This is a genomic window from Paraburkholderia sp. SG-MS1 (assembly GCF_012275575.1).
Lineage (GTDB): Bacteria > Pseudomonadota > Gammaproteobacteria > Burkholderiales > Burkholderiaceae > Paraburkholderia.
In genome coordinates, this window is record NZ_NPIH01000208.1 from 1 (window position 1) to 19087 (window position 19087).

The 19087-nt window shown below is 58.9% G+C and carries 9 protein-coding genes; 4 read left to right on the plus strand and 5 right to left on the minus strand.

The window, feature by feature from the left end:
• Positions 1 to 183, plus strand: a 183-nt coding sequence (locus CIC12_RS33180; RefSeq protein WP_238812663.1) for a hypothetical protein, incomplete at its 5' end; no start/stop codon positions are given.
• Positions 184 to 425: 242 nt separating this feature from the next.
• Here CIC12_RS33180 and CIC12_RS16725 read toward each other — a convergent pair.
• The gene (locus tag CIC12_RS16725) at positions 426 to 1859 is read right to left on the minus strand and encodes a basic amino acid/polyamine antiporter (RefSeq protein ID WP_168665209.1); all 1434 of its coding nucleotides are present in this window, start codon (positions 1857 to 1859) and stop codon (positions 426 to 428) included.
• Between the two features lie 1091 nt (positions 1860 to 2950).
• Here CIC12_RS16725 and CIC12_RS16730 point away from each other — a divergent pair.
• On the plus strand, positions 2951 to 3226 hold the full coding sequence (locus tag CIC12_RS16730) for a hypothetical protein (protein WP_238812665.1): 276 nt from the start codon (positions 2951 to 2953) through the stop codon (positions 3224 to 3226).
• Between the two features lie 112 nt (positions 3227 to 3338).
• On the opposite strand, the gene CIC12_RS16735 is transcribed toward CIC12_RS16730, so the two are convergent.
• Genes CIC12_RS16735 through CIC12_RS16745 form a run of 3 tightly spaced genes read right to left on the minus strand, consistent with a single transcriptional unit; the run spans position 3339 to position 9044 of the window.
• Complete coding sequence (locus CIC12_RS16735) at positions 3339 to 4868, minus strand: efflux transporter outer membrane subunit (RefSeq protein WP_238812667.1); 1530 nt, start codon at positions 4866 to 4868, stop codon at positions 3339 to 3341.
• Entirely contained in the window at positions 4855 to 7926 is a 3072-nt protein-coding gene (locus CIC12_RS16740) for an efflux RND transporter permease subunit (protein WP_168665211.1), read from the minus strand. The genes CIC12_RS16735 and CIC12_RS16740 overlap by 14 nt, the downstream gene beginning before the upstream one ends.
• Positions 7923 to 9044: an efflux RND transporter periplasmic adaptor subunit gene (locus CIC12_RS16745; RefSeq protein WP_238812668.1), complete on the minus strand. Its 1122-nt coding sequence runs from the start codon at positions 9042 to 9044 to the stop codon at positions 7923 to 7925. The genes CIC12_RS16740 and CIC12_RS16745 overlap by 4 nt, the downstream gene beginning before the upstream one ends.
• Positions 9045 to 10793: 1749 nt before the next feature.
• Here CIC12_RS16745 and CIC12_RS16750 point away from each other — a divergent pair.
• Together CIC12_RS16750 and tnpB are read left to right on the plus strand one after the other, a co-directional pair.
• Positions 10794 to 12827, plus strand: a complete 2034-nt coding sequence (locus CIC12_RS16750) for an esterase/lipase family protein (RefSeq protein ID WP_168665212.1) — start codon at positions 10794 to 10796, stop codon at positions 12825 to 12827.
• Between the two features lie 884 nt (positions 12828 to 13711).
• Positions 13712 to 14023 (plus strand): IS66 family insertion sequence element accessory protein TnpB, encoded by a 312-nt coding sequence (gene tnpB, locus CIC12_RS16755; RefSeq protein WP_446728020.1) that lies wholly within the window; start codon positions 13712 to 13714, stop codon positions 14021 to 14023.
• 49 nt (positions 14024 to 14072) lie between these two features.
• Here the strand turns inward: tnpB and CIC12_RS16760 are convergent, their stop codons facing one another.
• The gene (locus CIC12_RS16760) at positions 14073 to 15347 is read right to left on the minus strand and encodes a hypothetical protein (protein WP_238812670.1); all 1275 of its coding nucleotides are present in this window, start codon (positions 15345 to 15347) and stop codon (positions 14073 to 14075) included.
• Between the last annotated feature and the right edge of the window lie 3740 nt (positions 15348 to 19087).

Sequence of the window (19087 nt, forward strand, 5' to 3'; positions counted from 1 at the left end):
AATCAACGATGTCTCAACACCGGCCTACGCTCGTGGAGAAGCGCACTTATCCCCTTTCGATGCGTGTTCGCCAGCGAAGCGAGCATGCAGATGCCGCCGTTCGAAGCCCATGCCCTCGATCAACGAACTCTCATACTTGCGATTGCCCGACTCCTGATCATCATGAGCATGGGCAGCGAATAGCTCGCGATTGTCGTCGCGAAAACGAATGGAGACGATGAAGTACGATGCGTTCCGAGTGAGGGCGAGAAAGAAGCGCGAAACCGTGTGGCGTGCGGATAATCACTCATCCGCACGAGGCAAGCTGCCTGATTGGTGCGCGAGAGATCGTCGCTCCCGCATAGCGGGGAGATCGGCAAGCTCGAGCCGACGATCGATTGCCGGACATGGCGTGCCGTGCGGCACGAATACGACAAACCGGTAGCTCAGATGACGATCGCCCCGGTTATCAAACCGACCAGCGCGGCGATACCGCCACACACAGCAACCGCGAAAATGATCCACTCGGTTCTGGTGAACACCGGCACACCGCGCTCCCGTCTGGCGAGGATGAACAGCACGGTGCCAGGCGCGTAGAGCATCGCCGACATCATCAGGAATTTGGCGCCGCCCGCGAATAACAGGAATGCCGTATAGAGTGTGGCGAAAGCGGCAATGAAGTATTCCCGGCGCAATACGCCGCGCGGCTCGCCGCCCTGTTCGATATCGTGACGCGCGGCCTTGATGCCAAAAGCCGCGACCAGAAAATACGGAATCAGCGCCATCGAACTGGTGAGGTTGATCATCAGCGAAAACGCATCCGTCGACCAATACGTGCTGATCACGAATAGCTGCACCACGGTGCTGGTCAGCCAGATCGCGGCGACCGGCAACTTGCGCTCGTTCTGCCTGGCGAAGATGCTCGGCATCGCGCCCATGCGTGCCGCGGCAAACAGCACTTCGGCGCAAATGAGCGACCACGCGAGGTACGCGCCGAGAATCGAAATGATCAGCCCCGCGCCGATAAAGACCGCGCCGAACGGACCCAGCAGTGCGCCCAGCACCGCCGCCATCGACGGCTGCCGCATCACGGCGATGTCCGCGCGCGGCAAGGTCGCATAGGGCAGCAGCGTCACCAGAACCAGCAGACACAGGACGGCCGCGAAGCCGTAGAGCGTCGCGGCGCCGACATGCGAACGTTGCCTGGCATAACGTGAATACACGCTTGCACCCTCGATGCCGACGAACACGAACACGGTGACGAGCATGGTCGCGCGAACTTGCGAGAACAGTCCTGCCGAGAGCGCATCGCCGCTTTCCCAGAAGTTCGCGTGGAACATGTCGACGCGGAACAGGACGATCAAGATGCCGATGAACAGGATAATCGGAATGACCTTCGCCACCGTCACGATGGTGTTGATCATGGTGGCCTGCTGCACGCCTCGCAACATCACGAAGTGAAACAGCCATATGCCGACCGACGACACCGCGATCGCAGTCGCCGTATTGCCGTCGCCGAATGCCGGGACGAATGCGCCCAGCGTCGATTTGATCAGCACCCAGTACGAGACATTGCCGAAACACCCCGCCATCCAGTAGCCGAATGCAGAGAGAAAGCCCGCATAGTCGCCGAAGCCCGCTCTCGCATACGCGAACACGCCGGCGTCGAGTTTGGGCCGCCGTTGGGCCAACGCCTGGAAAACGCGCGCCAACGCATACATGCCGATGCCCGCGATGCACCACGCGATGATCGCACCAACCGGCCCGGTCGCACGCGCGAAGTTACGCGGCAACGAAAAGATTCCTGCGCCCACCATTGATCCGACGACCATCGCGGTCAATGCGGGCAACGACAGTTTCGGCTCGACCTGTGACGCCATTGTTCACCATTCAAGGAGCTGGGGTTCTTTTAGAAGTGGACCAACGCGGGTAGGCACTGCGCCCCTCTCTGAGCGCTACTTCGCTAGTGCTCCCGACCTGCGTTTTCTATTGCGCCGCAAGAGGTGAATCGGTTCATCGCATCCGTGCTGGCCAGCCGGCGTGCAAGGTCAAACCGGCTCTTTCTCGACCAGGCGGTGTTTGTTGTAGTCGGGAATGTCCTCGTCGTCGTGGTTGAAGAGCCGCTTCAGCGAGGCCCGTTTGCACACGCGTGAAGTGTCTCTTCTTCAGCGCCGCGCCTCTGTAGGCATCATAGGATATCCAGGGCGATATGGTCAGGTGGTTTGTACTCATGCTCCGCAAATGTCGCGGGGAAAAGCAAGAGCTGTTCTTATCGCGAGCGCACATTGAAGTCGTAAGTCCTCCTGCATCACTTCACGTGACAACCACACGACACGGCAAGTCTTTGCGAATCCGCTAGCGGAATCATCGGTACGATGCATCGACAAATAATGAACTATTTTGAGATGACGGACTTCCTGCACCTTCTGCTCCAGCGCATACCTTGCGATATGCAACGCCTATTTGACATTTCCTTCATTTAGCAATTAATCCGTATCGCATTTGACAAGCGAATTAAACCTCCTATGCTCAACGTTGGATCCTTCTTTACGTATTGAAGAATCTCAATTACCGTGTGGATTCAACAAGCGATTCCGTGCGAGACTGGCGCCGTATGAACGAATGAAGTCAACCGGATGACGACAGAAATGCCTTGCCAGCAAGCATGGATTCCGCTCAATTCCGTGGCTCCATTCGAGCCTGCCATTCACCGTTGATCACGCTGCAGAATTGGCGAAGGGTTATCCCTGGTACATTTCGGTATCCTGTCTTGATACTAATCGCTCAAGAATTAAACCAAAACAAATAGAAAGTATTTCGAAAGGAGTAGACCACAAGCAAAGGTTGACCAACGAGGAAGCGCCAGAAACACAGAAAAGCCGCGAGTTCATCACGCTGTATGCATCAATTAGTCATATTAACTAGTGGAGTTGAAATTATGGCACGTACTACCCTCAGGTTCGCCACTGCATTGATCGTATTCGGTGTCGTCACTTCTGGATCGGCAATCGCCCAACAACCTGCCGCGCCAGCCGAAGGAGTCGCGGCGAGCGCGACTCACAGCGACCCGATCGTCCAGAAGCGGATGGAGGTTCGCGAAGCCAACCGCAAGCAACGCGAGGCGAATGCCAAGACGAGGAAGCAGGCCCAACAGCAGCAAGCCCAGGCCAGAGCCGAGCGCAACCAGTCCGTGCAGCAATCGCGTGACCGCGCCACGGCTGCCATATCCGCATCGGCACCGCAATAAGGGCGCGCCAACCGCTGCGGGCAACGTCAGCCCGCCCTCGGTTGATTCGACCGCCCGGAGAAAACGCCGCTATCGCGACATGACGGTAACGGCGTTTTTACATGAATTGTCACTACTGACGCGTCGATGGCACCGGGTACGGCGGCGACACGCTAACCGCGGAACCCGCCGGTTGCCATCCGCCCCCCATCGCGCGAAACAACGCGACCTGAGCTTGCAACTGCCCGACCCTTTCCCGCACTAGCGTCGCCTGGCTTTCGAGCAGCGCGAGACGAGCCTGATCGACATCCATCACGCCGATATCGCCGATCGTGAACTGGCGTGTCGTCTTCCTGAGCACCTCGGTGCGCTGTTTGACTTCTTCGTTACGCGCGAGTTGCAGCTGTTCCTGCCGCTTCAACCTCGACAGCGCCTGCTCGACATCGAACAGCGCACCCGATGCGGCTTTTTCATAAGCGTGAAACGCCTGTTGTGCCTGCGCATCCGACGACTCCACCAGCGATTCACGCGCTCCGAAATCGATCAACGGCAAGGCCGCGGCCGCGCCGAACAACCAGAACGTGCTGGGCCCGAGAGCCTGACCCGCAATGTTCCAACCGTTGCGCGCAAGCACCGCGCTCAGTGAGAACGTCGGCCAGTAGTTCAGGCGGGCGGCGTCCGACTGCTTCACGCTCGCGAACAGGCGGTCACGCGCAGCGATCAGATCGGGCCGTCGCATCAACAGATCGACAGGTTGCCCCGGCGTGATCTCCGGCAGTGGCTTCGGCAAACCGCTGACGGTACTCAGCGTGGCCGTAAGTTCGCCCGGCTGGACCGCGCACAGATTCTCAAGCGCCAGTTGCGAAGCGGCGATGGCCGTCTCGACATCCTGTTGTCGCGCCTCGACCTGCGCGAGCCCGGCACGAGCCACGTCGACATTCGTGCTCAACCCGACGCCGGCCGTGAAGGTTTTCTCTGCAATCCCAACGAAGTCCGCGGCGATCTGGTGGCTTTGCGCAAGCAACTCGCGCTGCTGCAACAAGCCACGGTAAGTCATATACAGATCAGCGACCCCGCCGATGACGCTCAGCCGCACCGCCTCGGCATCGCCCGCCGCGGCTAGCGTCGATGCACGCGCCGCGGCAAGACGCGCGCGGCCGCGGCCGAATACGTCGATTTCCCATTGGGTCTGAAGTCCGACGCGCCAGAATGACGCGTCGAGATCGTTGATCCCAAGAAATTCCTGAAACTCCAGGGAGGTTTCCGAACCGTGGTAACTCGCAGCCTGTGTGCTCACGCCCACCGAGGGCAGCAGTTGCGAGCGCGCGAGGCGCACACCGGCGCGCGCCTGATCGACGCGCGCGGCCGCAATCGAAATATCGTAGTTGTGCGCGATCGCCGTCTCGATCAACTGGGTCAGCGCCGGGTCGTTGAACTGCGTCCACCACGTCGCCAGCTGTGCGTCGTCGGGCGCGACATGCGCATCGGCGAGCGCCGGCGACGCTTCGTTGAAGTGCTGGGGAAGCGTCTTCGGCGAGTCGAGTTTCAGCGTGCCCGTGCAGCCCGAAGCGATCGCCACGACGAGCGACGCCAGCGGCAAATGTCGCGCAACGAGTAAAGCGAGCGGCGACATCGCGCGGTTCCGGTTATCAGGTCTTTCCATGTTGAGCCCCGGGTTGCTGGCCTTCTTCCCACTCCGTACCTTTGATCGAGAAGAGCAGCACGTAGAGCGCGGGCACTGCGACCATCGTCAGGACCGTTGCGAACGCCAGCCCCGCCATCATCGTGATCGCCATGTCCTTGAAGAATGGGTCCCATAGCAGCGGCACCATGCCGAGGATCGTCGTGCCCGCGGCCAGCGCCACCGGCCGCAGGCGGCTCATCGAGCCGAAGATCACCGCCTGCATACGTGGCACGCCCGCGGATATCTGACCATCGATCTCCTCCACCAAAACCACGCCGTTCTTGATCATCATGCCGATGAGGCTGAGCAGCCCGAGCAGCGCCATGAAACCGAACGCGCCGCGGAACATCAACAGGCCGATCGTCACGCCGCAGATCGACATCGGCACCACCAGCAGCACTACGAGCGCGGGCTTGAGGCGGCCGAACATGAACAGCACAAGCAGAATCATCCCAAGGAAACCCATCGGCAACTGACGGAACAGACTCTCCTGGGCAATCGTCGACGACTCGTGTTCACCGCCCCACTCGAAGGTATAACCGGGCGGCAACGGAATCGACTCGATCGAATGCCGCACGCGCTCGAACGCCGCCACGCTGTTACTGCCGTACGTGACGCCGGCCGAGACGGTCAGCGTGCGAATCCGGTCGTTGCGCGAAACGATGCTCTCTTCCGTTTGTGGCGAGACGCCGTCCAGCACGTCCCCCAGCGGCACGTAGCGCCGCTGTCCCGCACTGAACACCTGCATCGTGAGCAGGCGCTCCATACCCTGTTCGCTCTCCGGAGCGCGCAGGACGATAGGCAACAATTGGTCGTGCTCGCGGAAAATACCGGTGGTGATGCCCTCGGTGGCATACGCGAGCACGTCGTTCACCTGGCGTCGAGTCACGCCGGCGGAGCGGGCGCGCGAGTCGTCGAATATCGGCCGCACCACGTTGACCGGATTTTCCCAGTCGTCGCGGATCGAGACCATGCCGCCGTCTTTATGCAGAATTGCCTGCGCCTGACGGCTCAACGTGCGCAGCACGCCTGGGTCCGGGCCCATGAAGCGGGCCTGGATCGGCGTGCCGCCGCCCGGACCGAAGCTCGGCCGGATCACCGTCCAGCTCGCGTCGGGGAAGCGCTTCTCGAGTTCCGCCGTAATGGGCGGGATCATCCCGTCAATATCGCGCTGATCCTTGACCGTGACGATGAATTGCGCGTATCTCGGGTCGCGGGTTTCCGGATCGTAGACGAGGAAAAAGCGCGTCGCTCCGCCGCCGATATACGTGCCCACATTCGCCACGCCATTCTGCGCGAGCAGGAGCTTCTCCGCGCCACGGGTCTTTTCAGCGACCGCACGAATATCGGACCCAAGCGGCAAACGCATGTCGACATAGAAGATCGGCGTCGTCGAGTTCGGAAAGAAACTCTGCTCAACGAAACGAAATCCCCACATGCACACGCCGGTCAGCACCGCCAGAGAAACGATCACTGGCACCCGACGGGTCGCCACCCAGGCCAACAACCCCCGATATTGACGATACAACCGCGAGTCGAACGGATTGGCCTGCTCGCCCTCGTCGGCTTTGAACAGGTAGAAGCCAAAGAGCGGTGTCAGTCCGATCGCGATCACCCAACTGAATAGCAGCGAGATGGCCGCCACCGCAAACAGCGACGCGCAGAACTCGCCGACGGCGTCGGGCGAAAGACCGATGCCTGAAAACGCGAGAATCCCCACGATGGTAGAAGCGAGCAGAATCCACTGGCCCTGCTGCAGCACTTCGTTTGCCGCGTCGATATGCGACATGCCCTTCTGCACTCGCACGAGCATGCCCTCGCACACCACGATCGTGTTGTCGGTCAGCATCCCCATGACGATGATCAAGGCGCCTAACGAAATTCGCTGCAACTCGATACCCGCCGCATACATCACGAACAGTGTGCCGAGAATCGTCAGGAACAGTTCGACGCCGAGCACCACGCCCGCACGCCAACCGAGGCCGATGCCCAACGCCACGCCGACGATGGCCACCGCCAGCATCACGTCGAACACGAAGCCCTTGACCGCGCCGTCGACGGCTTCGGGCTGATCGTAAAGCACATGCAGTTCCATCCCGAGCGGCCGGCTGCGCTCCAGCTCCTGCATTTTCGCCTTGACTTGCGCACCGACGTTCACGACGTTCACCCGAGCGCGTGCGCTGATGCCGATCGTGAGCGCGGGTTCGCCGTTATACCGGATCAACGCGTTCGGAATCTTCGCGTAGCCGTAGTTCACGGTCCCGAGATCGCCGAGCAGAACGGGCCCGGCGGTCGTGCCCACCGGTAGCGCGCGGACTGCGTCAAGCGAATCGAGCGTGCCCGTGGGCGCGATCCGCATCAGCAGATCCCCCACCCGCTCACGGCCGGCTGAGCGGATTTCGTTTTGCAGGGCGAGCGTCTGCGCGAGATCGTCGGTCGAGAGATTGTTGGCCGCCAGTTTGGCCTGGTCGGCCTCGACCGTGACCTGCTCCTGCTGGTTGCCCGCGATCACGATATCGGCGACGTCCGGTAACGTCAGTAATTGCTTGCGCAACTCGCGGGCGTATTCGTAGAGCTGCGCCGGAGAGTAGCCCTTGCCCGTGATCGCGTAGAACATCCCGTAGACATCGCCGAACCTGTCGAACACGACGGTCGGGCCTGCACCCGGCGGCAGTCGCGGCTGCACGTCGCTCACCTGGCGGCGCAACTCGTCCCACACCTGAGGCAGATCGGCGGACGTATACCTGTCGCGAATCTGGACGCGGACTTCCGAATAACCGGGCATCGACCGCGAGCGCAGAAAGTCGACCTGCTCCATCTGCTGGATCGAGCTTTCGAGCCGGTCAGTCACCTCGTTCTCCACCTCCTTCGCGCTGGCGCCCGGATAGAGCGTGACGACGACCGCGGTCTTGATGGTGAATTTCGGATCTTCGAGCCGCCCGATGTTGATGTACGCAAAGAGTCCGCCGAACAGCGAGACGAGCGTGATGACCCATGCGATCAACGGCTTTTCGATAAGGGGGCGCGCGAGGTTCATTGATTCACATCCAGTGGCCGCACCGCCTGCCCCTCGGCAACGAACTGCGAGCCGCCCCCTACGACCTTGTCCCCCGCATGCAGATCGCCCGCCACGATAGCCACGCTATTGCGGATCTCACGTAGATCGACCGGCACCGCATGCACCTTGCTCGACGCGGTGTCATAGCGCCATACCCTGTGCTTGCCATCAGGCGTGACAGCAAGCGCGGCGATCGGCACTGAGAGCGCGAGGTTCGCGGCCGGCGCCTGGTTTGCGCCGATGCGTACGCGCACAGCCATGCCCGGCAGCAGCGTCAGATTCCTCGGCTGTTTGACGCTGAACAGCAGCCGGTACGAACTCGCGGCGACCGAGCTTTGCGTGGCATGTTCGCGATAGACAAGCTGCAGCACGTTGTCCGGACGATCCGGCGTCCATGCCTCGGCGCGCAGACCACTGTTGAGCGGCAGACTTTCGGCGATGCTTTGCGGCAACTCCACGCCGATCTCGATGCGCTCCGCGTTTTCCAGATTGAACACGGGCGCACCGGCCTGGACCATCTGCTGGGTTTCGATCGTACGGCGCGCAATCCGTCCGTCGAACGGTGCGATGAGACTGGTATTGCGCAAGTCCCTGTGCGCGAGATCGCGTTGCACTCCGGCGACTTCCAGCGTGGTTTTCAACTGCTCGAACGCGCCCGCCGACAGAATGTTTTCGTCGTGCAGCACTGACTTGCGTTTGAGGTCGTCGGCAAGCTGGGCGTACTGCGCGTCGGCGCGGCGCGCCACCAGTTGAAAAGGCTCGGGATCGATTCTCGCGATCAGTTGCCCCTTGCGCACGCGTGCGCCATCGAGCACGGCGATCTGAACGACACGCCCGGACACCTCGAAGGCGAGGGACGAAATGCTTGTCTGCTCGACGCGGCCGGTGAACTCGCGAAGTTCGTTCGCCCCTTCCTGCGTGACAGGCACCAGTTGCACCATGCGCGGCCCGGTGTCGGTCGCGGCCTCCTGCTGCCGCCCACATGCACTCAGGAGTCCGAATGCCAGAACGATAACTATCCGCGACCGGTACGCCGGCCGCTTTACCTCGTGCAGCTCGCAGGACCCGACTGCAGGGTGGCTTTCGTGAGCGGACATTCAGGCCTCTCGGTATGGTTGATTCAATGTCGCGTGTGCGCGCGATATGAAGACACTTGCCACCTGCCGCGATGCTCCGATCGAAGCCTCGCCGACAACCTCGTCCATGCGGACAGCGGCGCCCTTCTTCGGGCGATGTCAGGCCCACCGACTCAGACAGGAGATGCGACGTACAGGAATGAGTGGCGCCTGCGCGCCCGCCGATACTCGTGAACGCGACTGGTCCGACATGCCGCGCACGATACGACAGGTCATGCAATGGCCGCTACCGCGTCCGCGCTCCGGGTCTGTGTCGACGATCGCCATAGCGTCGGCGACGTCCTCTACAACAGTTGGCTCTATGCGTCGGATTCGGACTATCGAGGCTTGCTCCACCCTGCTTTATATTCTTCATGTCCGTTCCTCGGGTTCAAAGTTTCCTGCCTGTCGCCGCAAGGAAAGTGGCCGGCAACGCTCCGATCACGGCAAACGCGGAGTTACCCATTCGGCGTGGGAGACAATGACTGACATGTCGATATTCTTGTTGATGCGCGGTACGACCTCGCCACGCTGACGGAAGATCGCGGGAGACAACGCTGTCCCATCTTCAGTATGGGAAACACCACCAAGCCGGCTAGATTTAACAACAGAAGCTTTTGCGTATCGGTTGTCATAGCAAGAGACGCCGGTTCATTGAGACGAGGCTGCCTGAAAAGTATTTAAGTTCCCAAACAAATCCTTGTCAAGAATTTCCCTGCCACTGCCTTGTCGTGTCGAAATAAAACTCGACGTTCTGAACCCTCAACCAGATTGTTTTTGCTTTTGTCAGCGGTAAGTGCACCATCGGTATTGCTACTCGGAAAACTGGCGCGCTCGTGTTGCGCCCATCCACGGATGGGGATGTCATGAGCATGTCACCGTCTGCCGCCAAAGTGCCTGGTTGTCGAACGCATGCTCAGACCACCAGGCTGAATGAAGGAGCGTCGCGCGCTTTAGCGCATGATGGCTGGTCGAAGCCGGCGGCGTCAATTGGTTCGAGATGGACATCGAGAATATATACACATGTGGCCGACGCCGAGCTTTGGCGATTGTCAAACCGAAAAGATGAGCACGCCTACTTTCGATGCCAACCGTGGAGATTAATAAGCGCATGCAGTGCGTTCAACCGGGACACGCTATACGCATCAGCCACGCACACGCGACAACGTGAGCCGCAGCGTTTCGATCTCCGAAGAAGAAGCGAACGTAGCATAGGCATCCGGGCAGTCGTCATTCTTATAGCGCTCAATGGCCGGCGTTACTAAGCGCCCGCTGACTGTCGCTTCTTGCGTCGGGCATTTGCCAAGCGTACAGTACTCTGCGACGAATAATATGCATGAGATCTTATCGGTCCTGCGCATAAAGCGGCGGCTTATAGCTGATAGACCCTCCATCATTTCGCCGGTTTCATTGGCCAAGCACTTCATGGCCTGAGAAATTGGAAAGTCCTGTCGGTGATGCAGCCATGGCAACGGTCCACAGCAAGACTACTGACTGCGCGTCACCACGCGGATGTGCGCCGTACTGCGCAGTGCTCAGATATGCAGGCCTTGACCAGTCGATGTCGGCACCGCGCCTCTTCTCATTCTGGCAACCGACCAAGCGGACCTCTGCCGGATTGCAAGCGCGACGCTCGCCGCCCGCCCGGCGATCCGCATACCAGATCGTCTGCTCGAACAAAGGCGCCTGCAGTCCGAAACCAGTCCGACGCCTCGCGAGGGCGAGCGCGCAATGACGCACACTCTCTCACGATGGATGCCGCGTTGCTTTACGTTCAGCCTGCTCGTTACCGTTCTGCTCTCCGGCTGCGCCATGGTGCGCGTCAGTTCGCTCGGCCCACAGCAATACATCGCCATGCGGCGCGGCGATATTCTTTCAACCGGCCGACTTAGCGCGGCCACACGTGACACCCTGCGCGTCGCGGCTCTCGACGAGGCGCGTTGCCAGCAAGCGCCGCAGGAGTGCATCGATTCCATTACGACCGTTCCAGGAATCAACGTCGATCGCCGTCTCGCCAGTCTGGCCGAGCTTTCTTTGGAGATGGCGATTGCCCAAACCTCGCCTGACAACAGCACGGCGTGGAGCGATGCGCAATTCGACTTATGGCTGAGAACAGCTCGCTACGCGTACGCGTTTCTCTTCCTCGGTCAACGCACACCGGGTGAACGCGCCTTCGAGGATCGTCAAACGCAGGTTCGCGACTATTACAACTTTGCCGTCCAGGAACTGGCCGGCGCGCTATTCCGGCGCGGCGCCCTCGAAATAGATTCGGGCAAGGGCGATCGCTCAACGCAGTTCATCGCGGGCTGGACCATTCATATCGACCTGAGCCGGGTCCGGCTTCCCGAAGGCGTGCGCGAACTGCGCGAGGTGATCCCGGCGTCCAGACTCTCCTTCGCAGGGCTGCGCAGCATCTATCGCCGCGACGGTCTGGGCGCCGAACTTGTCGCCGTCATGAACATCCCCGCGCCGGACGTGAAAGCTTCGCCCGCCTCGGATCCCAACGCAGACACTGCGTCACGGCCGTCGACCTGGTCGACGCTACCGTCGCGCCCGTTTAGCGAAATGCCGTCGCCGAACGTCACCGTGCTTCTTGGCTTCAGCGCCGAGAATCTCGACCAACTGCGCGAAGCACATGATGTGGTCTTATCCGTTTACGATCCTTATCGTGAGAAAAGCGTGGTACGGCATGACCAGACCGTGCCGTTGGCGGCCAATTTCAGCGCGGGTTACGGCATCTGGCTCGCGCGCTCGGGCTTTGCCGGACAATCCCTGCGCACATTGTTTGGCCGGGCGCGCGGCATTGATAGTCCCCGTATCTACATGATGCAGCCGTTCGATCCGGAGCGGCGCATCGTTCTGATGCTGCACGGCCTGGCCAGCAGTCCCGAAGCGTGGGTCAATGTCGCGAACGACATTCAGGGTGATGAAATACTCCGCCAGCACTTTCAGGTGTGGCAGGTTTACTACCCGACCAATGTCCCCATTCTCGTCAGCCTCGCGCGAATTCGCAGAGCGGCGCGACTCACGCTCGAGCATTTCGATCCAACCGGCACGTTGCCGGCTTCGCAGGGCATGGTGCTGATCGGACATAGCATGGGCGGCGTTCTGGCGAGGCTGCTCGTCTCGACCTCCGACGAAGAACTGTGGACCACCTTCGAAAACAAGTATGTGCCCGAGGGCGCCGAGCTCTACCGCGAGGACGAGCGGCTTGATCGCTTGCTGCGCTTTACGCCGATGCCGCAAGTCGAAAGAGCAATTTTCATCGCCGCTCCGCACCGGGGCACGCCTTTCGCCAGCAATCGCATTGCCCGGTGGGCGTCGAACCTGGTGCGCTTGCCGCTCGCCCTTCTGCACGAATTCGAAGACGTGATGCAGACGGCCACCAACAACGGCGGCGGAGCGCTCGAAGGCCAGACCTTCCACGTTCCAAACAGTATTGAACAGTTGCGCGAAACCGATCCGCTCATCCGTGCCACCGCGAAGCTGCCGATCAGCCCGCACGTGTGCTTCCATTCAATTATCGCCAGACGCCGGGCGACGGGTCTGCTCGAGGAGTCGAACGACGGCGTCGTGCCTTATCGCAGTGCGCATCTGGCGGGGGCGGTCTCCGAGAAGGTGATCGTTTCCGGGCACAGCGTTCAGGAAACGCCCGAAGCCATTTTTGAAATCCGGCGGATTCTGCACGAGGATATTGCAGACGTGGCGAGAAGTGGTGAGTCTGGATTCTTCGTGGGCTGTGAGCCGGGGATGGCTGTTCAATAGAGAGCGGCGTGCGTGTAAGAGTTGAGCGTGCTGACTTGTTGCGCCATGGTGCGGGCGGGACGCGGGCTCGTTGCGCAAGGCCTTGTCGAGGCTCGTAGGGCTAGGCAAATGTCGGCTGTGGGAAAGCGCCACATTGACGTTGGGAAGAATTTGCAAACCGGACGATCGGCAAATGCTGACTCTGCGAATCACGATCTAGCGGGAGCTAGGGCGGACTAGCAGATAGAATTGGCAAAATTTATTTTTATTTCGGATCCCTTATCATAAGACCGCACGCGACGTGGCCTTTCGGCGAGGCTTGCAATAGCGTGGGCTGCGACTCACGCTCATATCGCGCCCTCCCCTCCACGACGCAGGATCGATCGAGAGCTGCAGCCGTCGTGCCAGTTGATGAGTCAGCATTGCTTCACCACCGTCTGTTCAAAGGTGCGCGCAAGCGCGCAACCTGGTTGTCACCAGATCACGTGGGAATCACAACGATGGAAACGAAGGCAGTAGGCCGACGAAGGGGTTTTAGGAACTACTCGAAGGCATTCCGGGCGATGGTCGTCGCGCCTCAAACGATCCGGCTCGTTCCATCGCCGATGCAGTACAGGAGCACGGTTTGAACGCCAACATGATCGCGCGCTGGCGTCGTGCTCATGAGCGCGATCAATCGACTATGCAAGCTCAGCCCGCTGAGACGTTCATTCCTGTGCATTGGCCCGTGCCGACGCCACTGAGGTCGGGTATCGTCGTCGAGTTGGCGCCGTGCGAGTTCGCTTCGATGGACCACTTACCCTGAACGCGCTTGGGACGCTACTGGCAACGTTGCGGTCGTCGCGTGCCTGGCCTGCCATCAGGGACGCGTGTCTGGCGGGCTGCCGGTGTGACCGGCATGCGGGCTGCATTCAACATGCCTCGCCGCCAAAGTGCAAATCGTGCTTGAACGGGATCCGTTCTGCGGGCACGTCTTCGTGTTTCGGGACAAACGCGGCGATCTGCTCAAAGTGCTGTGGTGGAGCAGCCATGGCATGTGCCTGCTGGTGAAGCGACTCGAGAAGGGACGCTTCGTATGGCCTCAAGCCGACGGTGGCGTTATCTGCCTGAGCCCGGCGCACTATCGATGCTGCTGGAAGCAAAGCGGGCACGGCAGTTCGGGCGGGCATTTGCCGATCGACTTACCCGCCCGTCATGTCAGGCCAGACGTCCATTGACGCTCAATGTGGACCGACGCAATTTTCTGGAATTCCCGGCGTAGAATTCCTAATTTCCAAAAGCTTTTTTTGATAAATTGAGGGGCGCATCTTGAATCGGAGTAAATTTTACTGGTGCGTACTCAATCGTCTCCAAAAGTCTATTCACGTGTTCCGTTCCTCTCCCCGGCGGAAAACTCTCAATAATCCCGGAGGCATATTTTTGCACGTCGTCTCGTGTTTTCAGTACGTAAACACGCGAATTGTTACTCCACTGCGGTTTCAAAGAATCACTTACAGTGTGTACTGCACCCTGATATGCCTTCACCGGAAGACCCGTTAGGTCAGCCACTTTCTGCCCCAAGGATTGCACCCCTCCATCCGCTGATTTGCAGGAAATTATCCTGACGTTGTCGAAATGAAATTTATGCCTGATTGAATTAATGTCTGCCGCCACCTGATCTGCTGACTTAGGCCCGTTTCCTCCCATAATTTTTAGCTCGCCATCGGATTGAAGCTGACTATGTGCCAATATATTTAATCTCCTTTTGCCATTATATCTGTCCAGAAATATCGCGAATTCTGCAGGAGGGTCGTAGTTTCGATTCGACGCCTTGCTAACAAGTCGGCTTGGCGGCCCCAGGGGACGGCCATTTAGTTGCTCTGCGGAACCACTGGATTCTAATACTGCAACCCTTTTGGGAGGGGTATTGGGTTTTGTTTGTCCAACGTCTTGAATCACGGCTTTCTCTGTCTTCCCGGAAAACTCCGGCCGGTTTGTTTCAGGCGGGGCTTTACCCTGCGCGAGCCATTCTCCCTGCGGCACGGCATTAGAACTGATATTGCCTGCCGACGAAGGAGGTGGCACTTCTGGGAAATTACGACCAGGAACCACATCAATCTGACGTTGCCCGTTAGTAGTGAATAGGTCGGGGTTGAAGGACTTAGGCAAGCCGGCCGGTCCCCATTTTCTGGCCGGCAGCAGATCCAGTGACGGCCCACCAAACAGAAACCCGACAGCGAATTCGCTGAGAGTTTCTGCAACTGTTAGTGGTGGCGATCCTCCTTCGTCCTCTGGTGGCTTGTTGCCGCTTTTCCTGGAAGTGCCGGATGGTAGGCCTTGGCTCCAGTCGTAATGTCTGTATTGGTAGTCTTCCCAATGTTCGTTGCTCGGCTGATACTGCGGTTCAAGTAAAGCGCGACGAAAACGTGGCTTTTCTTCACCGTCGCTCGGAGCAGGCTCGGTTGGCAAATTCTTATCGATTCCTTCCTTTCGGTCGACAGCTGTTGCGATACTGGGAACCGGGGGCGGACGGTTGTCGGCGCCAATGCGGCCAGAGCCCACGGCAGATCCTGCTGATGGCAATTGTCCAGCGGCATTCGAATCCCGAAAGTGGCTGGGACGGTTCTGCGGATCCGCCTGCTTGCGGGGGCCAGGGCCAGTAAGCGGGGGTTGCAATCGGGCACGACCAGGCAGTGTGGCTACGGCGCGCGATGGATCATAGTGGGGAAGAATTAAATAACCCAAGCCAGACGAAAGCGAGGAAATTCCCATTTCGGTACCCCTGTCGGTTGACGCGTGACGGCATGTTATTTCTACAGACAGACAGTCGTGTGGTGACCGGGTAAGGTAGCGGCCCAATAACATCCGGCACAGGGACGGGTCTCATCGGCACTGACGGGTCGCATGCACTGGGAATGTTTGACGCTGCCCGCTATTTCAGATCTCGCGGGTAACAAAGTAGTCTCCACACTCGTTTGGCGGGGCTTACGGTGTCCACTTTGGCGTCATTGGTCTAGACAGTACTCGCGCGACGCTTTCGTTGATGATGTAAAGGTGCATCTCACCGACCTTCAGTTTTACGGTAAGCGTGGCGCCGGCAGCCAGCCATAACGCGTGCCGCGAGGAATCCCGATCACGCCTCAGCCTCCGCAGCGACACGCAGAGTACGCAATACACCACACAGCGTTGCTGCATCGTGCACGCCTTCGCACGCGTGCAATGCCGACGCTGATCTCAATCACTCCCGCGACGACCGACTGGGCCTGATCTGCGACTGAACGGGCGATGCAGCGGCGCATTCGATAGTGCATTCATCGTGCACTACTTCCGCCGTCAATAATGTCGGCGGCTCATACTGCACAGCCTGATAGGCCCGGCGCCATTTAAGCAACAGATTCGCATTTGAGCCCGTGTTCCAGAGCCGGTCGCGCGACCGAGACACCGGCTTTACACGCCAGCTTTGCGGGTTCTCGCCGAAACTCTATGGATGATTGGCGTGCCCTTATGCGTCCGTCTCGCTGCTGTCGCTATCTCAGGTGACAAAGTAGTCTGCACCACTCGTTTAGTGGGGCCTACTGTGTCCGCTTCGGCGTCATCGGTCTAGACGGTGCTCGCGCGACGCTTACGTGTTACGGGCCGAAAGCTGCTTCAGACGCACTCAGTGGAGCGCCTTGGAGCATGTTGGACGGTGAACGAATCGGCCATGGACGTTCAGCCGCACACACAGGCGGCGTATTCAGCATTACGCCAAGGAAGCCTCAAGGCCGACTACCATCGCAGACAATGCCCTGTTCCCGCATGCACGATGTGGCAGCGCTTCTATTTTCATTCACACACCGATTTCGCCCGGTGCGGCTCAGCGAAAATCTGACACCTTTTCGGGAAAGGATTGAGGCGCCTGGTCAGGGGAAGCGCGCAGCGAGCGGTTTGTTTTCGCTTGATGGAACGTCCGGAGAAAGCGTATGAACCGCGGGGGTCAGGCGGCAAGTTGATTTGCCCGCGGCGTCAGATGTGAATGTTTCACCTGAGAACAAGCCCTGTTCGAAAATCCAACAGAGCCCGTAGCCGATCATGCGTTTCGCAGCGCCAGCAGCGGAAGCATTATCGAAGCGCTTGGCGATAGCCAATTTTGAGATATGTAAAGACGACCAATTATGAGACTTTTAGCTACGCGCCGCGGGCGAAGGCTCGTCTTTCCAGCCTTTGAGACCGGCGCTCCGGCAGTTGTGCTACATAAGCAGGATACGGCCAAGGCTAAGCACGAATAGCACTGTCGTAAGGCACCACTACATATCACGTATCGAATACTACATTTTGCGGAATTTGGCGGGCGTCTCGAAGCCAAATCGAAGTAGGTATCTACTCATATGCAATCGCACGCCTACGCGCTCCTCCTGCGTGGAACATATTGGTGGAATTGAGTGAATCTGTATATTAAACATCAAGTTATTAGATTCGCCTCCTGTTCAAGGATGTTTCACGACGGATTGCATTTGGTGAACGCCAAATGACCGCCATTTGAGTGAGCCGACGCGCGCCTCGCCTCGGCAAAGGCCTCGTTTAGCCCCGGCGCTGCTTGGTGATGAATAAAGGCGCGGAAGAACGAATCGACACGGCTCTTCCTCCCAAGTTTTTGCAGATGCTCTCAGACCTAAATGTTATGGCCCCAATAATTATGATTAACTCGAATCCAATTCTCTCTGAGTTGGATGGGAGCCTCCATGCAACGAATTCGCGCTCAACGCACCTTTAGCAGCGCAAAATCTTTCCTCTGTTGTAAGCACCGAGGGTGGACTATTTGGTCTGGACGCTAGGGTATCCGGTGCTTGCAACAAGCGGTAATCAACTACGAGGCGCCCCGTTCCAGCGCGGTAATAGCCATCCAAGGATCTGACTGTGACGACGCTCTTCAGAAGTTGATATCTCTGTTCTAGGCGGACTGCAGTTTGCAGCATTTCCTCCACGAGCGCGATCGCGGTCGGCTCCATCGAGCAGCATTTGCGAGGAGGAGTGATGTTGGGCGGTCGCACCATGCGACGATTGACCAGCCAACATGTGGAGTTGAATGTTCAAATGCGGCTCGACCAATCTGACTTACTCCGCCGCTCGATTTAATGAAATCGAGTTGGGTGGCGCACCAATAGACACGGTGGCTACTACATAAAGTCTCGCCGCGACTGACTTCCCTGCCCGGGACAAAAACTTTTCGCTCCGCTATCAGCAGGTCGTTTCGCGTGAAGGTCCGTCAAGACGTCATGCAGCCCTGTTGAACGACCTTCGCCGCATCATCACTTGTAGTGCGGCCGGAGGGGAGGCGCATCCCGCGCGCTAGTGCACTCTTCAAAACAGGATGCGGGCTACACAATCGGCGGGTCCCGTTCGATGTAAAGACAAGTTCCGCACCGGCCCCTTGCTAACCGGCACCTCTCCTAGGCACGCAAACGAAATTACGGCGTCCGCCCACGATGCCCTTGTATCGTATTTGCGGGCGCAGCTGGCAAATCACAGGACGTCGATCTGCTAATGACCGATGCTCGGGAAAAGTCATTCGGGTTTGAAATGGCCGCCTATTTCAGGCCATTCTCAGATAGAGCTACTCCCGGAACCAGCGCTGCAGGCTAACAACCCCATCGTCGGGAGCGCAGATTCGATAGGACGCCCTCCTGCTCGCGTCTGGCAAGGAAAGAGAGTCGTCGTCATTCGCGATATCTGTCGTTGAAACTGCCTGCCTTCCCTCACCCCACATCCGATGCGATCAGTGCCAATGGAAGTGCAACGCGCCGGAGTTGCGTTTCGATTCGCTGCGCTCGGAGCGTTCTCATTATCGCCTTGACTCGCATGAAGCAGAGATGCAATAAAGCCAGCCCTATCCAACCTAGAATGACCAAGATGTGAAACAAGTAGTCGAGCCGTGAATAATCAACTTTGGGCACGAGGCCCGCACTGGAATCAGAACTTTCCCAGAGCTGCTTTTGTACCCGGGAAAATGCGACTGACAGACCCGATGTTTCAACCGCGACTGATGTTGATCGCAGTAGATAGGCCCGGCTGACCAGACTCATATAAGAGCGCTTGAGAAATCGACCAGTACTAGCCTTTAACGGACAGTGCAATGGGTCGTTTGAGCGCGTTTCGCGCACAGATTACACACGCGCATCGATTAAGGAGCGCCCACTGGACAAGGCTTTCAGTGACCGCCTAGGGCTCGAGGACGAAAATTTCCGCGAGTCGTTCGATGACACCCGTTGGACACCGAAATCGGTTCCGGTACCTCGCTCTTGCGGCATCTCTTTCCCCAAAGA